At 55.8% G+C, this 16834-nt stretch carries 17 protein-coding genes; 11 read left to right on the top strand and 6 right to left on the bottom strand.

What is annotated here, in order from left to right; genetic code table 11:
- The first annotated feature begins 25 nt into the window (after positions 1-25).
- The 4 genes from sppA (at position 26) to chiD (ending at position 5045) form a co-directional block, all read left to right on the top strand.
- Positions 26-1882 carry a signal peptide peptidase SppA gene (gene sppA / locus OTG14_RS04775; protein WP_024908569.1) on the top strand — a complete coding sequence of 619 codons (1857 nt, stop codon included), beginning with the start codon at positions 26-28 and terminating at the stop codon, positions 1880-1882.
- Positions 1883-1945: 63 nt separating this feature from the next.
- The gene (gene ansA, locus OTG14_RS04770; protein ID WP_008500705.1) at positions 1946-2962 is read left to right on the top strand and encodes an asparaginase; all 1017 of its coding nucleotides are present in this window, start codon (positions 1946-1948) and stop codon (positions 2960-2962) included.
- Between the two features lie 9 nt (positions 2963-2971).
- The gene (pncA, locus tag OTG14_RS04765; protein WP_267214658.1) at positions 2972-3613 is read left to right on the top strand and encodes a bifunctional nicotinamidase/pyrazinamidase; all 642 of its coding nucleotides are present in this window, start codon (positions 2972-2974) and stop codon (positions 3611-3613) included.
- A gap of 175 nt (positions 3614-3788) precedes the next feature.
- Positions 3789-5045, top strand: a complete 1257-nt coding sequence (gene chiD / locus OTG14_RS04760) for a chitinase ChiD (RefSeq protein ID WP_267214657.1) — start codon at positions 3789-3791, stop codon at positions 5043-5045.
- A gap of 60 nt (positions 5046-5105) precedes the next feature.
- Here the strand turns inward: chiD and OTG14_RS04755 are convergent, their stop codons facing one another.
- Together OTG14_RS04755 and msrB are read right to left on the bottom strand one after the other, a co-directional pair.
- Positions 5106-5369, bottom strand: coding sequence for a YeaC family protein (locus tag OTG14_RS04755; protein WP_249430361.1), 264 nt, complete (start codon positions 5367-5369; stop codon positions 5106-5108).
- 56 nt (positions 5370-5425) lie between these two features.
- Positions 5426-5839, bottom strand: a complete 414-nt coding sequence (gene msrB, locus OTG14_RS04750) for a peptide-methionine (R)-S-oxide reductase MsrB (protein WP_024908573.1) — start codon at positions 5837-5839, stop codon at positions 5426-5428.
- 340 nt (positions 5840-6179) lie between these two features.
- Here msrB and gapA point away from each other — a divergent pair, with 340 nt between their 5' ends.
- Together gapA and OTG14_RS04740 are read left to right on the top strand one after the other, a co-directional pair.
- Positions 6180-7175 (top strand): glyceraldehyde-3-phosphate dehydrogenase, encoded by a 996-nt coding sequence (gene gapA / locus OTG14_RS04745; protein WP_014831506.1) that lies wholly within the window; start codon positions 6180-6182, stop codon positions 7173-7175.
- 72 nt (positions 7176-7247) lie between these two features.
- Positions 7248-8132, top strand: a complete 885-nt coding sequence (locus tag OTG14_RS04740) for a D-hexose-6-phosphate mutarotase (RefSeq protein WP_048990777.1) — start codon at positions 7248-7250, stop codon at positions 8130-8132.
- A gap of 78 nt (positions 8133-8210) precedes the next feature.
- Here OTG14_RS04740 and OTG14_RS04735 read toward each other — a convergent pair whose 3' ends face one another.
- On the bottom strand, positions 8211-8957 hold the full coding sequence (locus tag OTG14_RS04735) for a MipA/OmpV family protein (protein WP_024908575.1): 747 nt from the start codon (positions 8955-8957) through the stop codon (positions 8211-8213).
- 430 nt (positions 8958-9387) lie between these two features.
- Between OTG14_RS04735 and yeaG the strand changes: the two genes are divergently transcribed.
- From yeaG to OTG14_RS04720, 3 genes are all read left to right on the top strand, one after another.
- Positions 9388-11322 (top strand): protein kinase YeaG, encoded by a 1935-nt coding sequence (gene yeaG / locus OTG14_RS04730; protein ID WP_008500713.1) that lies wholly within the window; start codon positions 9388-9390, stop codon positions 11320-11322.
- Positions 11323-11396: 74 nt separating this feature from the next.
- Complete coding sequence (locus OTG14_RS04725) at positions 11397-12680, top strand: YeaH/YhbH family protein (RefSeq protein ID WP_148769065.1); 1284 nt, start codon at positions 11397-11399, stop codon at positions 12678-12680.
- Positions 12681-12772: 92 nt separating this feature from the next.
- Positions 12773-13273, top strand: a complete 501-nt coding sequence (locus tag OTG14_RS04720) for a YbaK/prolyl-tRNA synthetase associated domain-containing protein (protein ID WP_047651996.1) — start codon at positions 12773-12775, stop codon at positions 13271-13273.
- Positions 13274-13293: 20 nt separating this feature from the next.
- Here OTG14_RS04720 and yoaI read toward each other — a convergent pair whose 3' ends face one another.
- Entirely contained in the window at positions 13294-13398 is a 105-nt protein-coding gene (yoaI, locus tag OTG14_RS04715) for a small membrane protein YoaI (RefSeq protein ID WP_010430055.1), read from the bottom strand.
- Positions 13399-13543: 145 nt separating this feature from the next.
- Between yoaI and OTG14_RS04710 the strand changes: the two genes are divergently transcribed.
- The gene (locus OTG14_RS04710) at positions 13544-13990 is read left to right on the top strand and encodes a DUF441 domain-containing protein (RefSeq protein WP_024908579.1); all 447 of its coding nucleotides are present in this window, start codon (positions 13544-13546) and stop codon (positions 13988-13990) included.
- Here OTG14_RS04710 and OTG14_RS04705 read toward each other — a convergent pair.
- Positions 13974-14765, bottom strand: a complete 792-nt coding sequence (locus tag OTG14_RS04705) for an AraC family transcriptional regulator (protein ID WP_032650905.1) — start codon at positions 14763-14765, stop codon at positions 13974-13976. The genes OTG14_RS04710 and OTG14_RS04705 overlap by 17 nt on opposite strands.
- 99 nt (positions 14766-14864) lie before the next feature.
- On the opposite strand from OTG14_RS04705, the gene OTG14_RS04700 reads away from it, so the two are divergent.
- Entirely contained in the window at positions 14865-16052 is a 1188-nt protein-coding gene (locus OTG14_RS04700; RefSeq protein ID WP_061715517.1) for a CynX/NimT family MFS transporter, read from the top strand.
- Positions 16053-16083: 31 nt separating this feature from the next.
- Here the strand turns inward: OTG14_RS04700 and OTG14_RS04695 are convergent, their stop codons facing one another.
- On the bottom strand, positions 16084-16791 hold the full coding sequence (locus OTG14_RS04695) for a CTP synthase C-terminal region-related (seleno)protein (protein ID WP_248272225.1): 708 nt from the start codon (positions 16789-16791) through the stop codon (positions 16084-16086).
- Between the last annotated feature and the right edge of the window lie 43 nt (positions 16792-16834).

Raw genomic sequence — 16834 nt, 5'->3', positions numbered from 1 at the left:
GTCATTTTCTGGTTAGGGAGAATACATGCGAACCCTTTGGCGAATCATTGCCGGTTTCTTTAAATGGACGTGGAGACTGCTCAACTTCGTCCGCAACCTGGTGATGAACATCTTCTTCATCTTCCTGGTTCTGGTTTGCGCGGGCATCTGGATGCATATCAGTAACGCGAATCAGGCGCAGCATTCAACGCGCGGCGCGCTATTACTTGATATCACCGGCGTTATCGTTGATAAGCCGTCCACCAGCAGTCGCCTGAGCGTGATTGGTCGCCAGCTGTTTGGCGCAACCTCAGATCGTCTGCAGGAAAACTCCCTGTTTGATATCGTCGATACCATCCGCCAGGCCAAAAACGACCGTAACATCACCGGGATCGTGCTGGATCTGAAAGATTTTGCCGGAGGCGATCAGCCTTCAATGCAGTACATCGGTAAAGCGCTGCGCGAATTCCGCGACAGCGGCAAGCCGGTGATTGCCGTGGGCGACAGCTACAGCCAGGGGCAATATTATCTGGCGAGCTTCGCCAATAAGATCTGGCTCTCCCCGCAGGGTACGGTGGATCTGCACGGCTTTGCCACCAACGGCCTGTACTACAAATCGCTGCTCGACAAGCTGAAGGTCACCACCCACGTCTTCCGCGTCGGTACCTATAAATCCGCCGTTGAGCCGTTTATCCGCGACGATATGTCCCCTGCCGCCCGCGAAGCGGACAGCCGCTGGATTGGCGAGCTGTGGCAGAACTATCTGGGCACCGTTGCCGCGAACCGTCAGATTACGCCTGAGCAGGCGTTCCCTGGCGCGCAGGGCGTGCTGGAAGGCCTGCGTAAGGTTGACGGCGATACCGCGAAATATGCGCTGGATAACAAACTGGTTGATGCCCTGGGCACTAGCGCCGAGATTGAAAAATCCCTGAGCAAGCAGTTTGGCTGGAGCAAAGAGGATAAAAACTACAGCGCCATCAGCATGTATGATTACTCGACGAAAAAGCCGGATGACAGCGGTGACAGCGTCGCGGTGGTCTTTGCCAACGGTGCGATCATGGACGGTCAGGAGACCCCGGGGAACGTGGGCGGCGATACTACCGCGTCACAAATCCGCGATGCGCGCCTGGATCCGAAAGTGAAAGCGATTGTCCTGCGGGTCAACAGCCCTGGCGGCAGCGTGAGCGCCTCCGAGGTGATCCGCGCTGAACTGGCCGCGGCCCGCGCCGCCGGCAAGCCGGTCGTCGTCTCAATGGGCGGAATGGCCGCCTCCGGGGGTTACTGGATCTCAACGCCAGCCAACTACATCGTGGCTAACCCAAGCACGCTGACCGGTTCGATTGGTATCTTCGGGGTGATCAACACCGTAGAGAACAGCCTGGATTCCCTGGGCGTGCATACCGATGGCGTAGCGACCTCTCCGCTGGCGGATGTGTCGGTGACCAAATCCCTGCCGCCGGAAGTCTCTGAGATGATGCAGCTCAGCATTGAGAACGGCTATAAACGCTTTATCACCCTGGTCGCAGACTCGCGTAAAAAAACGCCTGAGCAGATCGACCAGATTGCGCAGGGCCACGTCTGGACCGGTCAGGATGCGAAGAGCAACGGACTGGTGGACAGCCTGGGTGACTTCGATGACGCGGTGAAGAAAGCCGCCGAACTGGCGAAGCTGAAGCAGTGGCATATCGAGTATTACCAGGACGAACCGTCGTTCTTCGATATGGTCATGGACAGCATGTCCGGCTCGGTACGCGCCATGCTGCCGGAGGCGCTGCAGGCTTACCTGCCTGCGCCAGTCGCCACGGCGGCAAAAGCGATGAAGGCAGAAAGCGATAAGCTTGCGGCCTTTAACGATCCACAGAGTCGTTACGCGTTTTGCCTGACCTGCGCTAACGTCCGTTAAAAACCGTCCCCTCTTCCCGCGAAGAGGGGATTTTTTTCTTTTGAAGAACAAGAACTCACTACCATGCAGAAGAAATCGATTTATGTAGCCTACACTGGCGGTACCATCGGTATGCAGCGCTCCGAAAACGGCTATATCCCCGTCTCTGGCCACCTTCAGCGTCAGCTTGCGCTGATGCCAGAATTCCACCGTCCGGAAATGCCTGACTTTACTATCCACGAATACGAGCCACTGATGGACTCCTCCGACATGACGCCGGAAGACTGGCAGCACATCGCGGATGACATTAAAGCCCATTACGACCAGTACGACGGCTTCGTGATCCTGCACGGCACCGACACCATGGCGTTTACCGCCTCGGCGCTCTCCTTCATGCTGGAGAACCTGAGCAAGCCGGTTATCGTCACCGGGTCGCAAATCCCGCTGGCGGAGCTGCGCTCCGACGGGCAGATCAACCTGCTGAACTCCCTGTACGTGGCGGCGAATTACCCGATCAACGAAGTGTCGCTGTTCTTTAATAACCGTCTGTATCGCGGCAACCGCACCACCAAAGCCCACGCAGACGGCTTTGACGCCTTCGCCTCCCCTAACCTGCAGCCGCTGCTGGAGGCCGGTATTCATATCCGTCGTCTGGGAACCCCTCCTGCGCCGAACACCGCCGGCGAGCTGATCGTGCATCCGATTACTCCGCAACCGATTGGCGTGGTCACCATCTATCCGGGTATCTCTGCGGACGTGGTGCGTAACTTCCTGCGCCAGCCGGTGAAGGCGCTGATCCTGCGCTCCTACGGCGTGGGCAATGCGCCGCAGAACGGCGAATTTCTGAAAGAGCTTCAGGAAGCCAGCGAGCGCGGAATTGTGGTCGTGAACCTGACCCAGTGTATGTCCGGTAAAGTGAATATGGGCGGCTATGCCACCGGCAACGCGCTGGCGCATGCGGGGGTCATCAGCGGCTTCGATATGACCGTTGAGGCAACGCTGACTAAACTTCACTATTTACTGAGTCAGGATCTGGACATTCAGTCCATTCGCAGCGCGATGATGCAAAACCTGCGCGGCGAGCTGACCCCGGACGAATAAGGAGTGCTCATGAAGCAACGCGCCCTGCTACTGGTCGATTTGCAAAATGATTTCTGCGCGGGCGGTGCGCTGGCCGTCGCCGAAGGTGACAGCACCGTTGACGTGGCCAACACGCTGATAGACTGGTGCAAAGCCCGCGGCGAAGCGGTTGTCGCAAGCCAGGACTGGCACCCGGCGAACCACGGCAGCTTTGCCAGCCAGCATAACGTCGAGCCCTTCACTCAGGGAGAGCTCGACGGGCTGGCGCAAACCTTCTGGCCGGATCACTGCGTACAGCAGACGGAAGGCGCGGCGCTGCATCCGCTCCTGAATCAGAAGGCAATCGACGCGGTGTTCCATAAAGGTGAAAACCCGGCTATCGACAGCTATAGCGCGTTTTTTGATAACGGGCATCGTCAGAAAACGGCGCTGGACGCGTGGTTACGTCATCACGAAATCACGGAGCTGATTCTGCTGGGCCTGGCGACGGACTACTGCGTGAAGTTCACCGTGCTGGATGCGCTCCAGTTAGGTTATACCGTCAGCGTCATCACCGACGGCTGCCGCGGGGTGAACATTCACCCGCAGGACAGCGCTCAGGCGTTTATGGATATGGCTGCGGAAGGCGCGACGCTGTATACGCTCGAAGACTGGCTGGAGACGCAGGCGTAAGCCTTTTAAGCCGGGTGGCGCTGACGCTTACCCGGCAATCCCCCCTCTCCGATCCCCCATAAAGTGAACTCCCTCGCATCCTCAGCGAAGCGGCAATGCTATTCTCTTTAGGCTGTTTTTTCGCCACGCCTTTTCCGTGGCGTGGTTAATTTTATTAAGTCAAAGAGGAACTTGTATGAAACGTTTGCCCTTGCTGGCAGCATTACCCCTGCTTTGCGCGTCAGTTGCCTCCGCCAGTTCCATGATGTCCGTGGGCTACTTTAACGGAGGTGGCGATGTCACCGCCGGACCGGGTGGCGATATCAATAAACTGGACGTTCGCCAGATCACCCATCTGAACTACTCGTTTGGTCTGGTCTATAACGACGAAAAAGACGAAACCAATGCCGCGCTGAAAGATCCGGCGAAGCTGCATCAAATCTGGCTATCGCCAAAAGTGGCGTCCGATCTGGCCTTAATCCCCACTCTGCGTAAGCAAAACCCGAACCTCAAAGTGCTGCTTTCCGTCGGCGGCTGGGGCGCGCGCGGCTTCTCTGGCGCAGCGGCAACCCAAGAGAGTCGCGCGGTGTTCATCCGCTCCGCGCAGGAGATTGTCGACAAATACGGCCTGGACGGGATCGATCTCGACTGGGAGTATCCGGTCAACGGCGCCTGGGGGCTGGTGGCAAGCCAGCCTGCCGACCGGGATAACTTTACCGCCCTGCTGAAAGAGTTGCGCGACGCGTTCGGGCATAAAAAGCTGGTCACCATTGCGGTAGGCGCGAATGCGGAAAGTCCGAAAAGCTGGGTGGATGTGAAAGCCATTGCGCCCCTGCTCGACTACATCAACCTGATGACCTACGACATGGCGTATGGTACGCAGTATTTTAACGCCAACCTGTATGACTCCAGCACCTGGCCGACGGTGGCCGCCGCGGACAAATACAGCGTGGACTTTGTGGTGAACAACTATCTGGCCGCCGGACTGAAGCCGCAGCAGATGAATCTCGGGATTGGTTTCTATGGCCGCGTGCCGAAACGCGCCGTAGAGCCGGGGATCGACTGGACCAAACCGGATGCGCAAAAAAATCCGGTTACCCAGCCCTACTTCGGGCCGCAGGAGATCGGGTTGTTCAAGTCACTCGGCTATGACCTGACCAAAGATACCTACGTGAAGTACAACGATATCGTGAAAAAGCTGTTGAACGATCCGCAGCAGCGCTTTACCGAGCACTGGGACGACCAGGCAAAAGTGCCGTGGCTCTCGGTGAAGGGTGCCGATGGCAACGCGCTGTTTGCGATTTCGTATGAGAACCCACGATCCGTGGCGATCAAAGCGGACTACATCAAAGAGAAAGGTCTTGCCGGGGCGATGTTCTGGGAGTACGGGGCTGATGACAACAATCAGTTAGCGAAACAGCTGGCGGAGTCGCTCGGGATCCCGCATGAGTAGTAAGACAATCAAGCCCTCTCCCCGTGGGAGAGGGTTGGGTGAGGGCATCAACCCGCACCGTTATTGCATTTTCATCGTCGCAATCGGCTTCGGCGTGATGCCAAAGTCTTCTTTCAGCTCACGCTTGCTCTTCATCACCATCTGGCCACGGGTGTCGATCGTCATGTGCTGTGCGTCGGTGTTATTGCGCGCCTGCCACAGCATCACCAGCTGCAGGCTGTTCTCTTTTTGCTCCGGGGTCAGCGCGACGCCATCGGGCCATTTTCCCAGCTCTACGGCGGTCACCAGACGCTGATAAATCTCCGGCGTCATACCGCTAATCATGTCATCAATATTCACAATCCCGCCCTTTCAAAGGAATAATTTGCTGAATCGTTTTTTCAACCCTTCACCTGGTCGCCGTTTTCGTCGTCAGTGAAGCTCATTGAGGCTGAATTCACGCAGAAACGCTCGCCCGTGGGCTGAGGGCCATCCGGGAAGACGTGCCCAAGGTGCGCATCGCAGTTGCCGCAGCGAATTTCCGTGCGCACCATGCCGTGCGACGAGTCGGTCAGGTAGCGGATGGCCTCATCGCTCACCGGCTCGTAAAAGCTCGGCCAGCCGCAGCCAGAATCAAATTTCGTTTGTGAATTAAACAGCGGCGCATCACAGACCAGGCAGTGGTAGACGCCGTCCCGCTTGTTGTGCAGTAAACGCCCGGTGAACGGCGGTTCCGTCCCGTGATTCTGCGTCACGTAAAACTGCATTTCTGTGAGGTTTTTTTTCAAATCTTCAGGGTTACGTTGGTTCGACATATGCTTACATCTCGCTGTAGAAACAGACATCTTTTAACCCGGATTCTAACAAAACATTAACACCCTTGCGTGCACTTTTGATCTAAACTTATGTGTCGCGAAAAGGCGGTCAGGCAATTGTGATCATGCTCACATTTTTATCCTGCGAGGCCTTTAAAATCCCGGCGCAGCCCCCATATGGGTGCGAGCTCAAAGGGAAAGTGAGGCGAGTCAGTCGCACAAACGTTAGTCACAGGATTGATTTGTCGCAATGATTGACACGATTCCGCTTGACGCTGCGTAAGGTTTTTGTAATTTTACAGGCAACCTTTTATTCACTAACAAATAGCTGGTGGAATATATGACTATCAAAGTAGGTATCAACGGTTTTGGCCGTATCGGCCGTATTGTTTTCCGTGCTGCTCAGAAACGTTCTGACATCGAAATCGTTGGTATCAACGATCTCCTGGACGCTGAATACATGGCGTACATGCTGAAGTACGACTCAACTCACGGTCGTTTCGACGGCACCGTTGAAGTGAAAGACGGCCACCTGGTTGTTAATGGCAAAACCATCCGCGTTACTGCTGAAAAAGACCCAGCTAACCTGAAATGGAACGAAATCGGTGTTGACGTTGTTGCTGAAGCAACCGGTATCTTCCTGACCGACGAAACTGCACGTAAACACATCACTGCGGGTGCGAAGAAAGTTGTTCTGACTGGTCCTTCCAAAGACAACACCCCAATGTTCGTTCGTGGTGCAAACTTCGAAACTTACGCTGGCCAGGATATCGTGTCTAACGCATCCTGCACCACCAACTGCCTGGCACCGCTGGCTAAAGTTATCAACGACAACTTCGGCATCATCGAAGGTCTGATGACTACCGTTCACGCAACCACCGCTACTCAGAAAACCGTTGATGGCCCGTCTCACAAAGACTGGCGTGGCGGCCGTGGCGCGGCTCAGAACATCATCCCATCCTCTACCGGTGCTGCTAAAGCTGTAGGTAAAGTACTGCCAGAACTGAATGGCAAACTGACTGGTATGGCGTTCCGCGTTCCAACTCCTAACGTATCCGTTGTTGACCTGACCGTTCGTCTGGAAAAAGCTGCTTCTTATGAAGAAATTAAGAAAGCAATCAAAGCTGCTTCCGAAGGCGCAATGAAAGGCGTTCTGGGCTACACCGAAGACGACGTTGTATCTACCGATTTCAACGGCGAAGTGTGCACTTCCGTGTTCGATGCTAAAGCGGGTATCGCACTGAACGACAACTTCGTTAAACTGGTATCCTGGTACGACAACGAAACTGGCTACTCTAACAAAGTACTGGACCTGATCGCTCACATCTCTAAATAAGTTGAGATGAGTGTTTGATCCAAAAAGGCGACTTCGGTCGCCTTTTTTATTTATAAGACAGAGGATTGCTTAATGATTAATAAAATTTTTGCACTTCCGGTAGTCGAACAACTTACCCCTGTGCTTTCCCGCCGTCAGATTGACGGTGCCGACGTTATCGTCGTTGACCATCCACGCGTTAAAGCCTCCGTGGCGCTGAACGGCGCCCACCTGCTCTCCTGGAAACCGGAAGGTGAAGCCGAAGGCTTATGGCTGAGCGATGCGACCTCCTTCAAAAAAGGGGCGGCTATTCGCGGTGGCGTACCGATCTGCTGGCCGTGGTTCGGCCCGTCCGCCCAGCAGGGTTTACCGTCTCACGGTTTTGCCCGTAACCAGCAGTGGACGCTGAAAGCGCACAACGAAGATGACAACGGCGCCGTGCTGACCTTTGAGCTGCAGGCTAATGATGAAACCCGCGCCCTCTGGCCGCATGATTTCACCCTGTACGCCCGCTTTAAGCTGGGTAAAACCTGTGAAATCGAACTGGAAGCCCACGGTGAGTTTGAAACCACCGCAGCCCTGCACACTTACTTCAACGTAGGTGATATCGGCGCAGTGAAGGTGAGCGGTCTTGGCGATACCTTTATCGACAAAGTGGATAACGCCAAAGAAGGTAAACTGAGCGACGGCGTACAGACGTTCCCTGACCGTACCGACCGCGTCTACCTGCACCCGGAAGCGTGCAGCGTGATCCACGACGGCGCGCTGAACCGCGGCATTGAAGTGGTCCATCATCATCACAGCGACGTGGTGGGCTGGAACCCGGGCCCGGCGCTGTCCGTCAGCATGGCCGACATGACGGATGAAGGGTATAAAACGTTTGTCTGCGTGGAAACCGCCTGCGTGAGCACCCCGCAAAAAGCGAGCGACGAAAAACCGTCTCGTTTAGGGCAGACGATTCGTATTGTTAAGCGATAATCTTACTGCACCACATCAAAGCAAACGGGGCGCACGCGCCCCGTTTTAATGCATCACTTGCACGATATTAGTGCGCAATCAGAACTTGTAGCTCACGCCGACAGAGAAAATACCTGCCCAGGACTTGTCGACCATCGGGCTATCCTTCACTTCGTCGCTCAGACGCTCATAGCGTCCGGTACCGTACACGCTCCAGTCACCGAGGAAGTTATAGCTCGCGGTCAGCTCCAGGTACGGATCCCAGCCGTCATCTGCGCTGTAGCTCTTCAGACCACTGCGGCGGGACTCGTTTTTAGACACGCCATAGTAGTAGTCGTTGTAGTTCTCGCTGTTGTACTGCACACCAATACCCGGCGTCAGGGTCAGCCCACCGTTGGTATAACGGTACAGCCACGCCAGATCCCAGATAAAGCCGTTGCTGTTATCGAGCGTATCGCCTGCCAGGGCCGTACGCAGGAAGCCATACTGGGTGTTATGCACGTATGAGAGCCCGGCCATCATCGAGCTTTTGCGCTTGTCGAGCTGACGAAGCGCGTGGCTGTCGCTGTCACCCGGCTTGAAGTGCGTTGGATCGTAGTAGGCCATGATGGAGAGCTTATCGGCCGTATCGTTCCAGAGATAGTAGCCGCCGCCGAGCCCGCGGAACCAGACGTTATCGCCTTCATAGGTGATAACGGGAACAGGATAAACGTCACGGTCATACTGTTTGTACGGGCTGTTAATGACGCCAACACCCGCGCCAACCGTCCACTGACTTTCCGCCTGTGCGGTGTTCACTGCGGTCGCGGCAAGGATGCCTAATGCCAGAAGTTTGAGTTTGGTCACAATCCATTCTTTCCTGTAGTCAAATAATCAGCGGATGAAGTGTAACCGCCATTCCCGTACATCCCAAAATTTTTTGCCTGCTAATCAGTCTGATTAACCCATTATTTTTAACTTATCAGATGACAGCCTGCTTTCATTTATATGACGGCTGAATGAAAAACGTGCATTTGTCTTATAACGACAGTGGAAATTTTTGGATGAGTTATTGATATGTCATTGAAAGTAGATTTTCTGGGCATGCAAGTTTTGCAAATGCCATCTACGCTTTAATTTAAGAAGAGTTTTCCTGAACACCTGCGGTTCTTAGCGTCTGACCTGGCACACAGGTTGCTGCTCTGGCAGTGAGGTGCGAGAGATTCTCTTCCGGGAGCCTCCATTACTCATACGAACGGCTCTTATCCTGTGCTAAAAAACGAAAGGACGGCATGCCATGAATATATTCGATCACTATCGCCAGCGCTATGAAGCTGCCAAGGACGAAGAGTTCACACTGCAGGAGTTTCTTACCATCTGTCGGCAAGATCGCAGTGCCTATGCCAATGCGGCAGAACGGCTATTGATGGCTATTGGTGAGCCAAACATGGTTGACACTGCCCTGGAGCCTCGGCTTTCCCGTCTCTTTTCGAATCGGGTGGTCGCCCGATATCCGGCGTTTGAAGAATTCTATGGTATGGAAGATGCCATCGAACAGATTGTCTCCTATCTGAAGCATGCCGCTCAGGGTCTGGAAGAGAAGAAACAGATCCTCTATTTACTCGGCCCCGTGGGCGGCGGTAAATCCTCGCTGGCGGAACGCCTGAAGTCGCTGATGCAGCGCGTGCCTATCTATGTGCTGAGCGCCAACGGTGAACGCAGCCCGGTGAACGACCATCCGCTGTGCCTGTTCAATCCGCAGGAAGATGCGCAGATTCTGGACAAAGAGTATGGCATCCCGCGTCGCTATCTCGGCACCATCATGTCGCCGTGGGCGGCAAAACGCCTGCACGAGTTTGGTGGCGATATCACCAAATTCCGCGTGGTGAAAGTCTGGCCGTCTATCCTTGAACAGATCGCCATCGCCAAAACGGAACCTGGCGATGAGAACAACCAGGACATCTCGGCGCTGGTGGGTAAAGTCGACATCCGTAAGCTGGAAAACTTCGCGCAAAACGATCCGGATGCCTACGGTTACTCGGGCGCGCTGTGCCGCGCGAACCAGGGGATTATGGAGTTCGTCGAGATGTTTAAAGCGCCAATCAAGGTGCTGCATCCGCTGCTGACGGCGACTCAGGAAGGCAACTACAACGGGACGGAAGGTATCTCCGCCCTGCCGTTTAACGGGATTATTCTCGCCCACTCGAACGAATCTGAATGGGTGACCTTCCGTAATAACAAAAACAATGAGGCCTTCCTTGACCGCGTGTACATCGTCAAGGTGCCTTATTGCCTGCGGATCTCCGAAGAGATCAAAATTTACGAGAAACTGCTTAACCACAGTGAGCTGGTGCATGCCCCCTGCGCGCCCGGCACGCTGGAAACGCTGTCACGCTTCTCCATCCTTTCGCGTCTGAAAGAGCCGGAAAACTCCAGCATCTATTCGAAAATGCGCGTCTATGACGGTGAAAGCCTGAAAGATACCGACCCGAAAGCGAAGTCGTATCAGGAATACCGCGACTATGCCGGGGTTGATGAGGGGATGAACGGTCTGTCTACGCGTTTCGCGTTTAAGATCCTCTCCCGCGTCTTTAACTTCGACCATGCGGAAGTGGCGGCCAACCCGGTTCATCTGTTCTACGTGCTGGAGCAGCAAATCGAGCGCGAGCAGTTCCCGCAGGAGCAGGCCGAACGCTACCTTGAGTTCCTCAAAGGTTACCTGATTCCGAAATACGCCGAGTTCATTGGCAAAGAGATCCAGACGGCCTACCTGGAATCCTATTCAGAGTACGGGCAGAACATTTTCGACCGTTATGTCACCTACGCTGACTTCTGGATCCAGGATCAGGAGTACCGCGACCCGGATACCGGCCAGCTGTTTGACCGTGAATCCCTGAACGCGGAGCTGGAAAAAATCGAGAAGCCTGCCGGGATCAGCAACCCGAAAGACTTCCGTAACGAGATTGTGAACTTCGTCCTGCGCGCCAGAGCGCATAACAACGGGCGCAATCCGAACTGGACCAGCTACGAGAAACTGCGCACGGTCATTGAGAAGAAAATGTTCTCCAATACCGAAGAGCTGCTGCCGGTGATCTCGTTTAACGCCAAAACCTCAACCGATGAACAGAAAAAACACGACGATTTTGTCGACCGTATGATGGAAAAAGGCTACACCCGCAAACAGGTCCGCCTGCTCTGCGAATGGTACCTGCGCGTGCGTAAATCGTCTTAAAACAAGTGCCCGGCAGCGTTTAGCGCCTGCCGGGCCTACAAAATGCAAGTTGGCAAATGCAGTACGGGGGGTATATGACCTGGTTTATTGACCGGCGTCTTAACGGCAAAAACAAGAGCACGGTGAACCGCCAGCGCTTCTTGCGTCGTTATAAAGCGCAAATTAAACAGTCTATCTCCGAGGCCATCAACAAACGCTCGGTGACCGACGTCGACAGCGGCGAGTCTGTCTCCATCCCCACCGATGACATCAGCGAACCGATGTTTCATCAGGGGCGAGGCGGCCTGCGCCATCGCGTACACCCAGGTAATGACCACTTCGTTCAGAACGACAGAATTGAGCGCCCTCAGGGCGGCGGAGGTGGTTCAGGAAGCGGTCAGGGACAGGCCAGCCAGGACGGTGAAGGCCAGGACGAATTTGTCTTCCAGATTTCGAAAGATGAATATCTCGACCTGCTGTTTGAAGACCTGGCGCTGCCGAATCTGAAAAAGAATCAGCATCGTCAGCTTAATGAATATAAAACCCATCGCGCGGGCTATACCGCCAACGGCGTGCCCGCCAACATCAGCGTCGTGCGTTCGTTGCAGAACTCGCTGGCGCGACGCACGGCCATGACGGCAGGCAAACGTCGCGAACTGCGCGAGCTCGAGAGCAACCTGAAGGTCGTGGAAAACACGGAACCGGCGCAACTGCTGGAAGAGGAGCGCCTGCGTAAAGAGATTGCAGAGCTGAGGGCGAAGATCGAACGGGTACCGTTTATCGACACCTTCGACCTGCGCTACAAGAACTACGAAAAACGCCCTGAGCCCTCCAGCCAGGCGGTGATGTTCTGTCTGATGGACGTGTCCGGCTCGATGGATCAGGCAACCAAGGATATGGCGAAGCGTTTTTATATTCTGCTCTATCTGTTCCTGAGCAGAACCTATAAGAACGTGGAGGTGGTCTATATCCGCCACCACACTCAGGCGAAAGAGGTGGATGAGCATGAGTTCTTCTACTCGCAGGAGACCGGCGGGACCATCGTCTCAAGCGCCCTGAAGCTGATGGATGAAGTGGTGAAAGAGCGTTACGACCCGTCGCAGTGGAATATTTATGCCGCGCAGGCGTCGGACGGCGATAACTGGGCCGACGACTCACCGCTGTGTCACGAGATCCTGGCGAAGAAAATTCTGCCGGTGGTGCGTTACTACAGCTATATCGAAATCACCCGCCGTGCACACCAGACCCTGTGGCGGGAGTATGAACATCTGCAATCGATGTTTGATAATTTTGCCATGCAGCATATCCGTGACCAGGATGATATTTATCCGGTGTTCAGGGAGCTGTTCCACAAGCAATCTTCTACCAGCAACGCATAATCAAACAGCCAGCGAAAGCGCTGGCTGTTTTCTTTCGACCCCGCTCATCCCGTGTTAATGTAGAACGACTGGATTATCACCGGGAAATCGTTATGACTGACGACGTTATTGGGGCAGGAACCCACCAGCAACTGATTACCTTACTCACCGAGCAGGGCGCGCGGTTTCGCGTCATGGAGCACGAGGCGGTCGGGAAATGTGAAGCGGTAAGTGAAATTCGCGGAACCGATCTGCGGCAAGGCGCCAAAGCCCTGGTCTGCAAGGTGAAGGGAAACGGCGTAAAAAAACACGTTCTGGCGATCCTCGCCGCCGATCTGCAGGCTGACCTGAGCCAGCTTGCCAGTCATTTTGGCGGGCTAAAGGCCTCCCTCGCCAGCCCGGCCGAGGTCGATACCCTGACCGCCTGCGTTTTCGGCGCTATCCCGCCCTTTAGCTTCCATCCTGATTTGGCGCTGGTTGCCGACCCGCTGCTGTTCGAGCGTTTTGACGAAATCGCGTTTAACGCTGGCCTGCTGGAGAAATCCGTGATTATGGATACCCAGGATTACCTGCGCATCGCCCGTCCTGAGCTGGTAACTTTCCATAAAGCGTAACTACAATGGCTGACGCCCTGTCAGCCTTTTCGTTCCAGAAACAGCACGGAGGCAACGAGAATAACGGCAATAGCGAAAAACGATGAGGAGATAATCAGCGTTTCCACAAACATGTGATCGTTCATGATGGCGACCCCTTTTGCGATATCTGCCTCCGTTTTAATCCGCGTAAATGACAAGGTTATGACAACAATAAAATCTTTTTAAAACTGTCCTGCGTCGCGTTTGCGCGTACAGTAAGCAGGTTAATTATTCTGGCAAGGATTCCCTATGTTTGACCCTACTCTGCTCATTCTTCTGGCACTCGCCGCGCTCGGCTTTGTCAGCCATAACACCACGGTCGCCATCTCGATTCTGGTGCTTATTATTGTTCGCGTGACCCCGTTAAATACCTTTTTCCCGTGGATAGAAAAACAAGGCCTCACCATCGGGATAATCATTTTAACCATCGGGGTAATGGCGCCCATCGCCAGCGGTACGCTTCCTGCATCAACCCTGCTGCACTCGTTCGTAAACTGGAAATCGCTGGTGGCGATCGCGGTGGGGATTTTTGTGTCGTGGCTGGGCGGTCGCGGCGTCACGCTGATGAGCAGCCAGCCCTCGCTGGTGGCGGGTCTGCTGGTGGGCACCGTGCTGGGCGTGGCGCTCTTCCGCGGCGTGCCGGTCGGCCCGCTGATTGCGGCAGGCCTTGTCTCGCTGTTTATCGGGAAGTCGTAGTCAGGCTGGCCATATAACGCGCTGGCGTCTGGCCCAGTCCCTTTCTGAACATGGTGATAAACGCGGTGGTCGAGTCATAGCCCAGTGACTGGGCCACCTGCTGTACCGATTTCCCGCCGATCAGGTGCTGTAACGCCACGATCAGCTGCAGCTGGTGACGCCAGCGGCGAAAGCTTAAACCGGTCTCTTTCACCACCAGCCGCGCCAGGCTGCGTTCGCTCATGGCAAAATGGCTCGCCCACTGCGCCAGCGTCTGCCAGGCGGCGGGCTCTTCCGCCATCTTCTCGCTCATCAGTCGAATTTTAGGATGGGGCGAGACGGGCAGCTGCAGGTGCTCCTGACGCTGGAGCGGCAGCTCGTCAAACAGCACGTCCACCAGGCGCGACGTGGTCGCAAGAGGAAGCTGCTCACGCGATTTTTCCGCCAGGGATAAAATCAGCTCCCGCACCAGAGGAGAGATTTTCAGGGTACAGCAGCGTTCGGGCAAGCTTGCCGCCCCCGGCTCAATAAATAAAAAGCAGAGCTGCGCGCCCGGCGTGGCTCTGTTGCTGTGCGGCATCTGGCCGGGGATCCAGACGGCGTACTGGGGCGGAACCATCAGCATCGCATTTTCCACTTCGCAGGTGATTGCGCCGCCAAGGGCCAGAATCAGCTGCCCCTTACGGTGATGATGCCGGGGAATATATTGTTCCTCCGCCACCACCTGAATGCGAAATGCGACGGCCGCATCGTACTGGCTATCAGGATCGTAGCCCTCCAGTCCCAGACCAATCATCAGCTTGTCCGATATTAGCGATAAACTGTCATTTTAGCCTGATTTCAACTGCTGAGAAAATCGGTATTGTGTGCCCTCGCTTGAACGTATGAGAACATAATGACTACTGCTATTCGCACCTCAGGAAAACACGGCGCGCTGTTGATTGCAGGCATCCTGATGATTGCCACTACGCTTCGCGTCACCTTTACCGGCGCAGCGCCGCTGCTCGACACTATTCGTCTTGATTATGGCTTAAGCACGGCGCAAACCGGTCTGCTGACCACCCTGCCTCTGCTGGCTTTCGCCCTTATCTCGCCGCTCGCCGCAGGCGTTGCCCGACGTATCGGCATGGAGCGCAGCCTGTTTATCGCCCTGCTGCTGATTTGCGCCGGAATTGCGGTTCGCTCTCTGCCTTCCGCCGCGCTGCTGTTCATCGGTACGGCAGTCATTGGCTGCGGTATTGCGCTCGGGAACGTGCTGTTACCCGGATTAATTAAGCGTGACTTTCCGGGCCAGGTGGCGAAGCTCACCGGTGCTTATTCCCTGACAATGGGCGTCTCGGCGGCGTTTGGTTCAGCGATGATTGTTCCCCTGGCGCAGGGGAACGCGGGCTGGCATGGCGCCCTGCTGATGCTGATGGCGTTTCCGCTGGTCGCGCTGCTGCTCTGGTTACCCCAGTGGCGTCAGAAACACGTTGCAGCGGTAACGGGCGCTGGCGCGCTGCATAATCGCGCCATCTGGCGCTCGGCGCTCGCCTGGCAGGTGACGCTCTTTTTAGGGATTAACTCGCTGATTTACTACGTCATCATCGGCTGGCTGCCGGCGATACTGCTGAGCCACGGCTACAGCGAAGCGCAGGCCGGCTCGGTGCACGGGCTGCTGCAGCTGGCCACGGCCGTGCCGGGGCTTGCCGTTCCGCTGATCCTCCACCGTCTGAAAGATCAGCGGGCGATTGCAGGCGCAGTGGCGCTGCTGTGCGCGATAAGCGCGGCGGGATTATGGTTTATGCCAGGCATGGCGGTGATGTGGACGCTGGTGTTTGGCTTTGGCACAGGAGCAACGATGATCCTCGGCCTGACGTTCATCGGTCTGCGCGCCAGCTCCGCGCACCAGGCTGCGGCGCTGTCCGGCATGGCGCAGTCGATTGGCTATCTGCTCGCCGCCTGCGGCCCTCCGCTGATGGGGAAAATTCACGATAGCGCAGGAGACTGGCGGATCCCGCTTCTGGGCTGCGCCCTGGCCGCGGTGATAATGGCCCTCTGCGGCATCTTAGCCGGGCGAGACCGGGAGATCGCGCCCCGTTAAACAGTGTGGCAGACCCTCGGGTCTGCCTTTTTTAACCGCGGGCCGCGCGCAGCATCGCCTGCACCAGCACGACCGGACGTCCTTCCAGCGCACCACGCTCGTGCTGGAATAAGGTGATCACGAAGAACGGGTGCGTGACCAGTTCTGCGGCGCGAATTTCTCCCTGGTCGTCCCAGCCCGTAACATGCATATCACCGCTTTCCAGCGCCTGCGCAAACGCCGGCGACACGCCATAGTTACAGTGATATCCCTCTTCAATTTCCGGCTTGCCGTACGCTTTGGCGATCAGCGTATTTTTGCGCAGTTCAATCGCATCGGTTTTTTCCACCAGCGAGCAGGTCAGCGGCGCAATCACCATGGTGCCTTCGGTATCCGTCTCAGCGTGTGCCGCATCAGCCCAGCCCAGCACGTTTCGGGCATACTCAATCAGCGCATGCTGGAACCCGCCGCAGGTGCCCAGGAACGGGATGATGTTTTCACGGGCATAGCGCGCGGCGATAAAAGCGGCCTCGGTGTTTTTATAGGGGCTGGCGGGTACCAGCCAGATGGCATCGTAGCCCACCAGATCTTCAGGGCTTGTCAGCTCCGTGGTGGCAAGCCAGTCGTAATCGGCGGTGAGGTCAAGCACTGCGGCGGCGTCGTCGATGGCCAGCGGGATCGCCTGATGCGCAATTACACTGGGATTGTAATCGCCAACCAGCGCAATGCGCAGCGTCGTTTTAACCGGGAGGTGTTCCATGAAAGGTTCCTTATGCCAGAGTATTATCAGATAACATAAGGAA

This window comes from Enterobacter pseudoroggenkampii, assembly GCF_026420145.1.
Lineage (GTDB): Bacteria > Pseudomonadota > Gammaproteobacteria > Enterobacterales > Enterobacteriaceae > Enterobacter > Enterobacter pseudoroggenkampii.
This window is presented reverse-complemented; position numbering and strand designations above follow the sequence as displayed.

Bases quoted from the DNA above. Each gene is read 5' to 3' on its own strand.
- OTG14_RS04710 (WP_024908579.1), top strand. From the start codon at position 13,544: ATGTTTGACCCTACTCTGCTCATTCTTCTGGCACTCGCCGCGCTCGGC.
- msrB (WP_024908573.1), bottom strand. From the start codon at position 5,839: ATGTCGAACCAACGTAACCCTGAAGATTTGAAAAAAAACCTCACAGAA.
- OTG14_RS04725 (WP_148769065.1), top strand. From the start codon at position 11,397: ATGACCTGGTTTATTGACCGGCGTCTTAACGGCAAAAACAAGAGCACG.
- OTG14_RS04755 (WP_249430361.1), bottom strand. From the start codon at position 5,369: ATGATTAGCGGTATGACGCCGGAGATTTATCAGCGTCTGGTGACCGCC.
- pncA (WP_267214658.1), top strand. From the start codon at position 2,972: ATGAAGCAACGCGCCCTGCTACTGGTCGATTTGCAAAATGATTTCTGC.
- gapA (WP_014831506.1), top strand. From the start codon at position 6,180: ATGACTATCAAAGTAGGTATCAACGGTTTTGGCCGTATCGGCCGTATT.
- sppA (WP_024908569.1), top strand. From the start codon at position 26: ATGCGAACCCTTTGGCGAATCATTGCCGGTTTCTTTAAATGGACGTGG.
- yeaG (WP_008500713.1), top strand. From the start codon at position 9,388: ATGAATATATTCGATCACTATCGCCAGCGCTATGAAGCTGCCAAGGAC.
- ansA (WP_008500705.1), top strand. From the start codon at position 1,946: ATGCAGAAGAAATCGATTTATGTAGCCTACACTGGCGGTACCATCGGT.
- OTG14_RS04695 (WP_248272225.1), bottom strand. From the start codon at position 16,791: ATGGAACACCTCCCGGTTAAAACGACGCTGCGCATTGCGCTGGTTGGC.
- chiD (WP_267214657.1), top strand. From the start codon at position 3,789: ATGAAACGTTTGCCCTTGCTGGCAGCATTACCCCTGCTTTGCGCGTCA.
- yoaI (WP_010430055.1), bottom strand. From the start codon at position 13,398: ATGAACGATCACATGTTTGTGGAAACGCTGATTATCTCCTCATCGTTT.
- OTG14_RS04740 (WP_048990777.1), top strand. From the start codon at position 7,248: ATGATTAATAAAATTTTTGCACTTCCGGTAGTCGAACAACTTACCCCT.
- OTG14_RS04720 (WP_047651996.1), top strand. From the start codon at position 12,773: ATGACTGACGACGTTATTGGGGCAGGAACCCACCAGCAACTGATTACC.
- OTG14_RS04700 (WP_061715517.1), top strand. From the start codon at position 14,865: ATGACTACTGCTATTCGCACCTCAGGAAAACACGGCGCGCTGTTGATT.
- OTG14_RS04705 (WP_032650905.1), bottom strand. From the start codon at position 14,765: ATGATTGGTCTGGGACTGGAGGGCTACGATCCTGATAGCCAGTACGAT.